Annotated in this window: 12 protein-coding genes; 7 read left to right on the forward strand and 5 right to left on the reverse strand. The window is 68.5% G+C overall.

The window, feature by feature from the left end:
* The first annotated feature begins 21 nt into the window (after positions 1-21).
* Together E1J61_RS30440 and E1J61_RS30445 are read left to right on the forward strand one after the other, a co-directional pair.
* The gene (locus E1J61_RS30440; RefSeq protein WP_133097604.1) at positions 22-453 is read left to right on the forward strand and encodes a DUF1841 family protein; all 432 of its coding nucleotides are present in this window, start codon (positions 22-24) and stop codon (positions 451-453) included.
* Positions 454-613: 160 nt separating this feature from the next.
* Positions 614-1,897, forward strand: a complete 1,284-nt coding sequence (locus tag E1J61_RS30445) for a phospholipase A (RefSeq protein WP_133097605.1) — start codon at positions 614-616, stop codon at positions 1,895-1,897.
* 27 nt (positions 1,898-1,924) lie between these two features.
* On the opposite strand, the gene E1J61_RS30450 is transcribed toward E1J61_RS30445, so the two are convergent.
* Positions 1,925-2,362, reverse strand: coding sequence for a co-chaperone YbbN (locus tag E1J61_RS30450; RefSeq protein WP_133097606.1), 438 nt, complete (start codon positions 2,360-2,362; stop codon positions 1,925-1,927).
* An 83-nt stretch (positions 2,363-2,445) separates the two neighbouring features.
* Positions 2,446-3,000 (reverse strand): nucleotide exchange factor GrpE, encoded by a 555-nt coding sequence (gene grpE / locus E1J61_RS30455; RefSeq protein WP_133097607.1) that lies wholly within the window; start codon positions 2,998-3,000, stop codon positions 2,446-2,448.
* 273 nt (positions 3,001-3,273) lie between these two features.
* On the opposite strand from grpE, the gene E1J61_RS30460 reads away from it, so the two are divergent.
* Positions 3,274-3,447: a hypothetical protein gene (locus E1J61_RS30460; protein ID WP_165971578.1), complete on the forward strand. Its 174-nt coding sequence runs from the start codon at positions 3,274-3,276 to the stop codon at positions 3,445-3,447.
* Positions 3,448-3,534: 87 nt separating this feature from the next.
* Here the strand turns inward: E1J61_RS30460 and E1J61_RS30465 are convergent, their stop codons facing one another.
* From E1J61_RS30465 to hrcA, 3 genes are all read right to left on the reverse strand, one after another.
* Positions 3,535-3,930, reverse strand: a complete 396-nt coding sequence (locus E1J61_RS30465; protein ID WP_133097609.1) for an RNA-binding S4 domain-containing protein — start codon at positions 3,928-3,930, stop codon at positions 3,535-3,537.
* Positions 3,927-5,042 (reverse strand): ferrochelatase, encoded by a 1,116-nt coding sequence (gene hemH / locus E1J61_RS30470; RefSeq protein WP_133097610.1) that lies wholly within the window; start codon positions 5,040-5,042, stop codon positions 3,927-3,929. Before hemH ends, E1J61_RS30465 begins: the two co-directional genes overlap by 4 nt.
* Before the next feature lie 103 nt (positions 5,043-5,145).
* The gene (gene hrcA, locus E1J61_RS30475; RefSeq protein ID WP_133097611.1) at positions 5,146-6,183 is read right to left on the reverse strand and encodes a heat-inducible transcriptional repressor HrcA; all 1,038 of its coding nucleotides are present in this window, start codon (positions 6,181-6,183) and stop codon (positions 5,146-5,148) included.
* A gap of 103 nt (positions 6,184-6,286) precedes the next feature.
* On the opposite strand from hrcA, the gene E1J61_RS30480 reads away from it, so the two are divergent.
* The 4 genes from E1J61_RS30480 to mprA all read left to right on the forward strand — a co-directional run bounded on the left by E1J61_RS30480 (position 6,287) and on the right by mprA (position 11,365).
* Complete coding sequence (locus E1J61_RS30480; protein ID WP_133097612.1) at positions 6,287-7,204, forward strand: NAD kinase; 918 nt, start codon at positions 6,287-6,289, stop codon at positions 7,202-7,204.
* An 87-nt stretch (positions 7,205-7,291) separates the two neighbouring features.
* Positions 7,292-9,064 carry a DNA repair protein RecN gene (recN, locus tag E1J61_RS30485; RefSeq protein WP_133097613.1) on the forward strand — a complete coding sequence of 591 codons (1,773 nt, stop codon included), beginning with the start codon at positions 7,292-7,294 and terminating at the stop codon, positions 9,062-9,064.
* Positions 9,065-9,154: 90 nt separating this feature from the next.
* Positions 9,155-9,598 carry a hypothetical protein gene (locus E1J61_RS30490; protein ID WP_133097614.1) on the forward strand — a complete coding sequence of 148 codons (444 nt, stop codon included), beginning with the start codon at positions 9,155-9,157 and terminating at the stop codon, positions 9,596-9,598.
* A 135-nt stretch (positions 9,599-9,733) separates the two neighbouring features.
* Positions 9,734-11,365: an MprA protease, GlyGly-CTERM protein-sorting domain-containing form gene (mprA, locus tag E1J61_RS30495; protein ID WP_133097615.1), complete on the forward strand. Its 1,632-nt coding sequence runs from the start codon at positions 9,734-9,736 to the stop codon at positions 11,363-11,365.
* Positions 11,366-11,379 lie beyond the last annotated feature (14 nt).

Below are 11,379 nucleotides of genomic sequence, written 5' to 3' on the forward strand. Positions count from 1 at the left end.
CTCGTTTACAATGGCGCCACCATGTTTAATCCCTCACGAGAAGAAGTCCGCCGTTTCTTCTGCGAAGCCTGGCAGAAGCAGATCGCGGGCAGCGTGCTGACGCCGCTGGAAGTCATTGCCGTCGACTGGATCGGCGAGCATCCCGAGTACCACGACCTGCTGCGCGACACCGAAGGCGCGCTGACGCAGGACTACACCCCCGAGCAAGGCCAGACCAACCCGTTCCTGCACCTGGCGATGCACCTGTCGATCTCGGAACAGGTTTCCGTCGACCAGCCACGCGGCATTCGCGAGGCTTATGAGGCGCTTGTACGCCGACTCGATTCGCCGCACGAAGCCCAGCACCAGGTGATGGAATGCCTGGGCGAGATGCTTTGGCAGGCGCAGCGCAGCGGCCTGCCGCCGGACGGCGAACAATACGTCGACAGCGTGCGCCGGCGCGCGATGCGCTGAGCCCGCCACGCTAGCAGGCTGCTGGCAGCCTGCTAACCGTCTCTAACGGTTGCGTACATTTCGTCACAACCCGCTTTCTACCGCGTGGTAGGCTTTGCGGGTTCCGAAATTTCCCGCTGCCGCAGCGCGCCGTCCAGCCGCGCCCGCGGTGCCCAGCACCATGTCCCGATTGACCCTGCCCCGCCGGCTGGCACCTGCCAGCCGCGCCGTCGCCCCCCTTTGCCTGTCACTGGCGCTGGCTTTTCCTCTGGCTACCCACGCCGGCGTGGCGCTGCTGCAGCCGCCACGCGTGATCGACGGCAACCAGCCCCTGACGCTGACGCTGGTGGTCAGCGCCGACGGCGCGACGCGCCGTTACCGGATCCCCGATACCCTGGAAGTCACCGCGTCGAGCGAAATGCAGGCGCCGGTACGGCTGGTACTGTGGCGCGAAGTATCCGGACCCGCCATGGTCAACCTGCGCCGTGGTGAGCACCGCGCCATCCGCTACACCGCGACCCTGCCGCCGCAGTTGCGCGGCCAGGTGCGGCTGGATGCGACCGGCATCGACGCCGCGCCGGTGGTGGTCACGCTGAACCGGCTGCCGCAGCCGGGCGAGGCCACCACCGCCGCCCCGCCCGCGGTAGCGGCTACGCCCGGGGCCGCTGGCGAAGCCGCGGAGACGGCCCCGGTTCCCATCACGCCGGTGACCAGCGCAAGCGCCACCGCCCCGGCGCCGGCGGACCTGCGCGACAGCGCGCGCCTGTCGTTCTACGACCCGATGTACTTCATCGTCGGCGCGCACGATGGCGCCAACGCGAAGTTCCAGTTCAGCTTCAAGTACCGGATCTTCGAGGGCGAGGATCCGGCATCGAAGAGCCTGTTCGACAACCTCTACCTCGGCTTCACCCAGTTCTCGCTATGGGACCTGTCTGAGCAGTCCAAGCCGTTCCGCGACACCAACTACCGGCCGAGCCTGTTTTACTACCTGTCGGATACCGGCGTGCGCAACCGGGCCATCAGCCGGCTGTCGCTGGCGGCCGGCGTGGAGCACGAGTCCAACGGCCGCAGCGGCGACGAGTCGCGCAGCATCAACACCGTGTTCGTCAAGCCGACGTTCTACATCGGCGACCAGAACGACTGGCACTGGCGCGTCGCGCCCAAGCTCTATGCCTACGTGGAAAAGGGCGACAACCCTGACATCGCCCACTACCGCGGCTATATGGACCTGGGCATCGCGTATGGGCGCCCGGATTCATGGGAGTTTTCCGCCACGCTGCGCAAGGGCACGCGCAAGTGGTACGGCAGCGTCGATGCGCAGGTCACCTATCCGCTGGCGCGGCTGCTGCCGGGTACCGCGGGTTACCTGATGGCGGGTTACTTCGTCGGCTATGGCGAAAGCCTGCTCGACTACAACCACAAGCTGCCCTGGCAGTTCCGCATCGGCTACGCGCTGTCGCGCTGAAGGCCTGATGCCGCCTGGCTGGCCGGTTCACCCCGCCAGCGGCTTGCCGCCCGCCTTCAGCCGGGCATTGGCGACCGCGGCGGCAAACTGGCCGTGGCCATGCCAGCCGGTGGCACGGCCGAGCTTCTTGCCGTTCTGGAAGAACATGAACACCGGGATGCCGTGCAGGCCGAAGCGCTTGCCCAGTGCGGGGTGCTCATAGACATTGGCATGGAGCCAGTGCAGGCCGAGTGCCCGGATCGGCTCGGGATTGGCGAGCATGGCTTTCTTTGCCATCTCGCAATTGAAGCAATCCACGCCCCAGAAGAACACGCACACCAGCGCATCGCCGGCCTGCGCGATCGCGGCGTCGATGCTGGCGTCGTCGACCTGGCGCATGCCGAAGGCCTCGAAGGCGCGATGGTCGAGGTGGGGGGCCGCGGCCTGGTCCGCGGATGGTGCGCCGGCCGGCGATTCGCTTGACATGATTCGCTCCCGCAAAGGCAAGAAAGCAAAACGCCCGGGCCTGGACGGCACCGGGCGCAGCCTCAGCCGCTAAGCAGTCCGGCTTACTTCGGTGCCGCCACCGTCACCAGCGCCGGGCGCAACACGCGGTCGGCAATGGTATAGCCGCGCTGCAGCACGGTGACGACGGTGTTGGGTTCCTGGTCGGCCGGCACCATCGAAATGGCCTGGTGGCGGTGCGGGTCGAACTTCTCCCCGACCGGGTTCAGTTCCACGATCTTGCCGCGCTCGAACGCGGCTGCCAGCTGGCGCGCAGTCAGTTCGACGCCTTCGCGCAGCTTGGCAATATCGCCGGAACCGTCAGCCAGCGCGGCCTGCAGGCTGTCCATCACCGGCAGCAGGTTGTCGGCGAAGTTCTCGATGGCGAATTTGTGGGCCTTGGCAACGTCTTCCTGCGCCCGGCGGCGGATGTTTTCGCCCTCGGCGACCGCGCGCATGTACAGGTCGTAGTGTTCACGCGCCTTGGCTTCCAGGGCGGCCAGCTGGGCCGCCACATCCTCCACGGCGGCAGCCTCCGGCGCGGCGGTCTCCTGCGCGGCAGGGGCGCTGGCTTCGTCGTTGGGCGTCGGGTTGGATGGCGTCTGCTTCTGTTCTTCCATGTCGATCCGTATCAATGCATTGGCGCGGCCGTCCGTGGGTACGGCCGCGGTGGGTCAATCGGCGTGTTTAGCGGGCAATTGGTGGCGTCGCGCCGGATTTCAAGAGTGGCGCCGGCGAGACGCGGAAACAAGCGGTTACAAAGGCGTGAGTTATGCAATTGACGCCTTATTGCCTTGCTGCACTGCACTCACTAACATTCTCTTACGAAAAATGACAAAAATGCCGGGGGCCTGGAGATGGTTCATTTTTGTGCCTCTTCCGAAAGGTTGGCCATGCATAAGCTGCCAGTCGTGACGCTCTGCCTCGTGGCCGCCCTGGCGGTCATGACCGCCTTTATCTGCCTGTCAGACGCCTTCTCCCCGCGCGATACCGAGTATGGCAGTGGCAAGGCGGTGTTCAAGCACTACATCGTTCCTATCATCAGCCAGGAAGTCTCGCAGGAATAAGCGCCAGCGCAACTTTCCGGCACACACGCTCGCACCGCGGCGGCCCCGGCATTGTGCCGGCGCCGCCGCGTGTCGTTCCTGCCAGCCTCAGTGCCGGAAGTCATCGATGCGGCGGCGGTCGCGCTTGGTCGGGCGCCCCTGCAACTGCGCGGCGGGCTCCGGCTGCAGGCGGCGCCGCTCGGCCTCGGCCTGCCGGCGTGCCTGGCTGTCGGCACTCTCTTCATACAGCGTCTGCGCCACCGGTGCCGGTCCGCGCGCCGGGGCAATGCCCTTCACCTGCAGTTCCCAGCGCTGCTGGTGCGCTTCGAGCGCGACCTTGTCGCCGGGCCGCACTTCGCGCGAGTTCTTGACCAGTTGGCCGTTGACGGTCACCTTGCCCCGCTCCACCGCCTCGGCCGCAAGCGAGCGCGTCTTGAAGAAGCGCGCGCACCATAGCCATTTGTCGATGCGCTGGCGCGCATCCGCTTCAAAATCCACGTTCATGCTGCGGCTCCCCGGGTCTGCGCACGCGAGCGACGCGCTTCCAGCTCATGCGGGTGCGGCGTGTTGAGCGGCCATCCCTGCAGGTGCTGCAGGGCAATCTCCGCCATCGCCGCCACCCACGGCGCCGCGTCGTTCATGCAAGGAATAAAGTGGAAATCCTTGCCGCCCGCGACCTTGAACTCGGTCTGCCCTTCCATCGCGATTTCCTCGAGCGTCTCGATGCAGTCCGCCGGGAAACCCGGGCAGAACACATCGACCCGGCCGGCGCCAACCTTGCCCAGCTCCGCCAGCGTCGGGGCCGTGTACGGCTGCAGCCACTCCGCCTTGCCAAAACGAGACTGGAACGTCACCTGATATTGCCCCGGCTGCAAGCCCAGCGCGTCGCCCAACAGCCGGCCGGTCTTCAGGCACTCGCAGTGATACGGGTCGCCCAGCTCGAGCGTGCGCCGCGGCACGCCGTGGAACGACAGGATCAGCTTGTCGCCGTGCGCAAAATCGGGCATGCCGTGCCGTGACCAGTAGGCCCCGACCTGCTGGTGCAGCGCCGAGATATAAGCGGGGTGGTCATGGAAATGTTTGACCAGCCGCAGCTCGGGCTGGTTGCGCCATTGTCCCAGCACGCGGAACACTTCGTCGAAGGCGGTGGCGGTAGTGGTGCCGGAGTACTGCGGATACATCGGCAGCACCAGCACCTGCTCGCAGCCCTGGCGGCGCAGCGCTTCCATCACCGAGGCGATCGACGGGTTGCCGTAGCGCATGGCGCACGCCACCGTCACCTCGTGGCCGTTCTGGTTCAGCAGCCGCTGCAGCGCATGGGCCTGGCGCTCGCTATAGACCAGCAGCGGCGAGCCGGTCATATGCGCCTCGCGCAGCCAGATCGACTCGTACTTCAACGCCGACGCACGCGAACGCAGCGGCAGGATCACGCCATGCAGCAGCGGCAGCCAGGCGGCACGCGGGATCTCGACCACGCGCGGGTCGGACAGGAATTCCTTCAGGTAGCGCCCCACCGCCCTGGGCGTGGGCGCATCGGGGGTACCCAGGTTGACCAGCAGGATCGCCGTGCGCGGCGCCTGCCCGTGCTGGTAAACCGGTTCGGGTGAAAACGTCATGTCGCTTCCGGGTTGGCGCGCGGCCGGCAACGCGCCATGGCGGCGCGCCAGCGCAGGTGGCGCTCGGTAGGAATGGGGCAGCTTGTCAGACCGGCCAGCCGCGTCACTGGTTCTGGCTCAGCGCGCTGGACAGCAGCCGCGCGGTGATGTCTACGATCGGGATCACGCGCTCGTATGCCATGCGTGTCGGGCCGATCACGCCGAGGGTGCCGACGATCTGCCCGTCGACCTCGTACGGCGCGGTGATGACCGCCATGTCTTCCAGCGGCACCAGCTGGCTCTCGCCGCCGATGAAGATCTGCACACCCTGGGCGTGGCTGGAGACATCGAGCAGCTGCAGCAGGCTGGTCTTGTGCTCGAACACGTCGAACAGCCGGCGCAGCTTGTCCATGCTGGAAGACAGGTCTTCCACTTCGAGCAGCTTGCGTTCGCCGCTGATATAGACGTGGTCGTCTTCCTCGTCGTCGGCCACGCTGCCGGCCTCGACCGCCGCCTGCATCAGCTGCGACATGTCGCGGCGCAGGTCCTGCAGCTCGACGCGCAGGTGGCTGCGCACGGCGTCGAAGCTCATGCCGGTGTAGTGCGAGTTGAAGTAGTTGGCGGCCTCGATCAGTTGGGCCGGGGTATACGACAGCTCGGTCTGGATGATCCGGTTCTGCACGTCGCCCTCGGGGCTGACGATGATCAGCAGGATGCGCTTGTCGGACAGGCGCATGAATTCGATCTGCCGGAACGCCTGCGCGCGCCGGGGCGTCATCACCACGCCGGCGAAGTGCGACAGGTTGGACAGCGTGCGCGCTGCCGCCGTGATCATGCGCTGCGGACCCAGCTGCTGGGCGCCGAGCTGGCCCTGGATCTGGCCGGTCAGCTCGGCCAGTTCGGTGTTGCGCTCCAGCGGCTTGGCCGTCAGCATGGAATCGACGAACAGCCGGTACCCGCGCGGCGTCGGGATGCGGCCGGCCGACGTGTGCGGGCTGGCGATAAAGCCCATTTCCTCCAGGTCGGACATCACATTGCGAATGGTCGCGGGTGACAGGTCCAGCCCCGAGAATTTCGACAGGGTGCGGGACCCGACCGGCTGGCCTTCGGCGATGTAGCGCTCGATCAGGGTCTTGAGCAGCGTTTTGGAACGTTCATCCATGATGCCCCGATTTTACGCAAGTTTTAGACCTTCTGGCGCCCCGCCTGGGTTGCGGCGCCGGCGCCTGCTGGCAACGGCAGCGGCGGTATGGTCTAATCCCGGCATGTCCGCCCCCCCGAGAGCCAGCGCCTTGCGCACTTCGTTCAACACCGTCGCCCTGGTGGGCCGCTACTCGACTGCCGGCATCGAAGGACCGCTGGAGGAGATCGCCTCTTATATCCTGCGCAACGGCCAGGATGTGGTGTTCGAGCGCGAGACCGCGCTGGCCACCGGGCTGACCGCCTACCCTGCCCTGTCGGCCGAGGAAATCGGCCAGCACGCCGACGTGGCGGTGGTGCTGGGCGGCGACGGCACGCTGCTGGGCATTGCCCGCCAGCTGGCCGGGTACGACGTGCCACTGATCGGGGTCAACCACGGGCGGCTCGGCTTCATGACCGACATCGCGCTGGAAGACGTGCACACGGTGCTGCCCGACATGCTCGACGGCCGCTACGAGGCCGAGAACCGGCTGCTGCTCGAATCCCGCGTGGTGCGCGACGACAGCGTCATTTTTTCGGCGCTGGCGCTGAACGACGTGGTGGTGAACCGCTCAGGCATTTCCGGCATGGTCGAGCTGGCGGTGTCCGTTGACGGCAACTTTATGTACAACCAGCGTTCGGACGGCCTGATCGTGTCGACCGCGACCGGCTCGACCGCCTACGCGCTGTCCGCCGGCGGCCCGATCCTGCACCCGACGCTGTCGGGCGTGGTGCTGGTGCCGATCGCCCCGCACGCGCTGTCGAACCGCCCGATCGTGCTGCCGCACGATGCCGAGGTCACCATCGAAGTGGCCAGCGCGCGCGACGCCAGCGTCAATTTCGACATGCAGTCGCTGACCTCGCTGCTGCCCGGCGACCGCATCGTGGTGCGGCGCTCGGAGAAGAGCATCAACCTGCTGCACCCGGTGGGCTACAACTACTACGCCACGCTGCGCAAGAAGCTGCACTGGCACGAATACCCGTCCGAAGACAACCGCCTCTGAGCCGCCCCCAGAGCCCGAGCTAGCCACCCCGATCCTACGCCAGCCCGACTTTCCGGACCGATCCCACTTTCGCCACGATCCGCCACGATGCTGCGCAGCCTGTCCATCCGCGATTTCGTCATCGTCGACACGCTCGACCTCGATTTCACCCCTGGCTTCACCGTCTTTACCGGCGAGACCGGCGCCGGCAAGTCGATCCTGATCGACGCCCTGGCCCTGGTGCTGGGCGAGCGGGCCGACGCCGGCATCGTGCGCGAAGGCGCCGCACGCGCCAGCATCAGCGCCACCTTCACGACCCACCCGGCGCTCGACGCCTGGCTGGCCGAGCGCGAGCTCAATGCCGAAGACGATGACGGCGCCGGCGCGGTGCTGCTGCGGCGTACGGTCGATGCCGGCGGCCGCAGCAAGGCCTTTATCAACGGCGCCGCGGCCACGCTGGCGCAGCTGCGCGAAGTGGGCGACCAGCTGGTCGACATCCACGGGCAGCACGCGCACCAGCTGCTGCTGCGCCCGGACGCGCAGCGCCTGCTGTTCGACGCCCACGCCGGGCTGACCCAGCAGGCCGGCGCGGTGGCCGAGGCCTGGCGCGCGTGGCGCGCCTGCGTGCGCCAGCGCGAGGCGGTCGAGCACCAGTCGCGCGAGATGCAGCTCGAGCGCGAGCGGCTGGAGTGGCAGGTCGGCGAGCTCGACAAGCTCAACCCGCAGCCGGGCGAATGGGAAGAGATCCAGGCCGAGTACAACCGCCTGTCGCATGCCGCCGGCCTGATCGACGGCAGCCGCGCGGCGCTGGAGGCGCTGTCCGAAGCCGACGGCTCGGTGCTATCGGCGCTGAACACCATCGTGCACCGGCTGCAGCAGCTGGCCGACGTCGACCCGGCGCTGCGCGACGTGCTGGCCGCGCTCGAGCCGGCCCAGGTGCAGGCCGAGGAAGCCGCGCATTCGCTGACCCGCTACGTCGACCGGCTCGAGCTGGATCCCGAACGGCTGCAGGCCGTCGAGGAACGCATGCAGGCGCTGCACGCCACCGCGCGCAAGTACCGCCTGCCTCCCGAGCAGTTGCCCGATGAGCTGCTGGCGCGCCGCCAGCAGCTCGACGACCTGCAGGCCGCGCAGGACCTGAACAAGGTGATGGCGCGCGAAGCCGCCGCCAAGGCCGCCTACCTGACGCTGGCGCAGCACCTCAGCCATGCGCGCTCGCAAGCGGCGCAGGCGCTGTCGGCCGCGGTCACCGAGGCCATGCAGGGCCTGTCGATGGCGGGCGGCAGCTTTGTCGCCGCGCTGAACACGCTGGAAGACGGCCAGAGCTACGGCCTGGAGCAGGTCGAGTTCCTGGTGGCCGGCCATGCCGGCGTCAGCGCGCGGCCGCTGGCTCGGGTCGCGTCCGGCGGCGAACTGGCGCGCATCAGCCTGGCGATCTCGGTGATTACCAGCGAGGCTTCGCCCACGCCGACGCTGATCTTCGACGAAGTCGACACCGGCATCGGCGGCGCCGTCGCCGAAGTCGTCGGCCGGCGCCTGCAGGAACTGGGCCGCGCGCGCCAGGTGCTGTGCGTGACCCACCTGCCGCAGGTCGCCGCGCAGGCCGGCACGCACCTGCTGGTCAGCAAGGAAACCACCGATGGCGGTGATGGCTCGGTCACGCGCTCGGTTACGCGCTCGGTTACGCGCTCACGCATCCGCGTGCTCGACCCGGCCGGGCGCGTGGTCGAGACCGCGCGCATGCTGGGCGGCGCAACCGTCACCGCGACCACGTTGCAGCATGCCGAAGAGATGCTGGCGCAAGGCGCCGAAGCCCAGGCCGGCGCCCCGGTGCGCGGCACGGCCAAGGAAAGCCGGCGCGGCCGCCGCGCCGCCGGCTGATGCCCCGGCATCGTCGCCCACATCGCCCACGTCGCCCCCACATCGCGCTTGCATCGGCGCACCCGAACCAACTTTCACAGGAGCCTCACCATGACCCGCCACGCGCCGCCGGCAGGCCGCCGCCACCGCCCCTTGCGCGCCGTCCTGGCCCTGGCCACAGCGGCCACGGCCGCACTGCTGGCATTGTCTGGCTGCAAGGCCCAGTCGGGGCCTTACGCCCCGCCGCCGGGAAGCATCACCGACGACCGCGCGGTGGGCGACATCATGGTCAAGTTCAAGCCGCCCGCGGTCGAAATGTCCGAGGATGCCGGGAAGTTGCTGGCCGAGATCAAGGGCCCGATCCGCTATGTGGTCAAGCGCCCCATGTCGGGCGGGGTCTGGCTGGTGACGGCGATCTCCAAATCGGCGGATGCCACCATCGACCAGGCGGTTGATACGCTGCGCGCCATCCCGCGTGTCGAGACCGCCGAGCCGGACCGGATGATCCAGCCAAACCGCACCATGCCGACCAGCCGGGATATGCCCAAGAGCTGAGTTGCCCGCGGAGTCCGTCCGGAAGCGGCGGGTTCTAAACCTTCGGTATCCCTTGCGCAACCGGCGCGGATCGTATTCCCTACATTCGATCCCCCTGCGCGCCCGATAACGTGCGGGGTGCCTCTGGAGGAATACATGCTGCATCCCGCGCAGTCCGTCTTCCGTCACTGCTTCGCGTTGCCCCACTGGCGGGCAGCCCTGATCACCATCGCTGCGCTTTGTGGCGCAGCACCGGTCGCCGCAGGCGCCGCGCCCTCCTCGACTTCAGCCGCGGCCCCGGCCTACACCGGCCAGATCATCGTGCGCTGGCGCGATGGCACCACCTCCACCGTGAGCAGCAAGGAGCCGGCCGCATCAGCGACGAGTCCGCTGCAGCAACTGCGCGAGCGCACCGGCATCGCCGCCACGCTGCGCCGCCCCATGGGCGGCAACATGGACCTGCTGCAGGTGCCGGACGAACTCGCCTCCGACCCGGAAGCCGCCGCCGCCCGCCTGCGCCAGGACCCGCGCGTGGCCGATGCCGTGCCGGACCGCTGGCTGCACCTGCACGATACCCTGCCCAACGACCCGCAATTCTCCGCCAACCAGCCTTACCTGATGGGCACCGGCACCGCCGTCGGCGGCGTCAACCTGCCGCGCGCCTGGGACCGCACGCGTGGCAGCGGCGGCATCGTGATCGCGGTGGTCGATACCGGCGTGCTGCGACACCCCGACCTGGCCTCCCGGCTTCTGCCGGGCTTTGACTTCATCAGCAGCGCCATCGTCTCCAACGACGGCGACGACGCGCGCGACAGCGACGCTACCGATCCCGGCGACAATGTCCCGGCCGGCTTCACCTGCCCCGGCAGTTCAACACCGACCACCGAGGCCACGTCCAACAGCTGGCACGGCACGCGCGTGGCCAGCGTGATGGGCGCGGTCACCAACAACGGCGAAGGCATTGCCGGCGTCGACTGGAGCGCCCCCATCCTGCCGGTGCGGGTGTCGGGACGCTGCGGCGCGCTGCTGTCCGATACGGTCGACGGCATGCGCTGGGCGGGCGGCCTGCCGGTGCCGAATGTGCCGGCCAATCCAACCCCGGCGCGGGTGGTCAATATCAGCCTTGGCGGCGGCACCTGCAGCAGCATCGAGCAGCAGGCGGTCAACGACCTGAACGCGCGCGGCGTGGTGGTGGTGGCGGCGGCGGGCAACAACCGCAGCGCGGTCGAAGCGCCGGCCGATTGCAGCGGTGTGATCGCCGTCACGGCCCACGCCAACGACGGCGAGAACGCCACCTATGCCAACATCGGCCCGCAGGTGGCGATCAGCGCGCCGGGCGGCGGCTGCGGCAATTCGCGCGTGCAGAACGGGGCATGCACCACCACGCTTTCGGTAATCCGCACGCTGGGCAACAACGGCACCACCTCGATCGGGGCCTACACGATATCGTCGTCGCAGGGCACCAGCTTCGCGGCACCGATGGTGTCTGGCGTGGTGGCGATGATGTTCGCGCTGAACGGGTCGCTGACGCCGGCGCAAGTGACCGCGGCGTTGAAGGCCTCGGCGCGGCCGCATCCATCCGGCACCTTCTGCACCACCAATCCAGGCGTGTGCGGCGCCGGGCTGCTGGATGCCGACAACGCGCTGGCCGCGGCGGTGTCGGCCCCGCCGGCGGCCGCCGCGCCGGCACCGTCCGGCGGTGGCGGTGGCGGCGCGGTGCCACGCTGGCTCGCGCTCGCGCTGGCCGGCACCGGCCTGCTCGGCTTCGCGCTGCGCCGGCGCGCATAAAGCTTGCCCTGCCA

The organism is Cupriavidus sp. L7L, assembly GCF_004353535.1.
Taxonomy (GTDB): domain Bacteria; phylum Pseudomonadota; class Gammaproteobacteria; order Burkholderiales; family Burkholderiaceae; genus Cupriavidus; species Cupriavidus oxalaticus_A.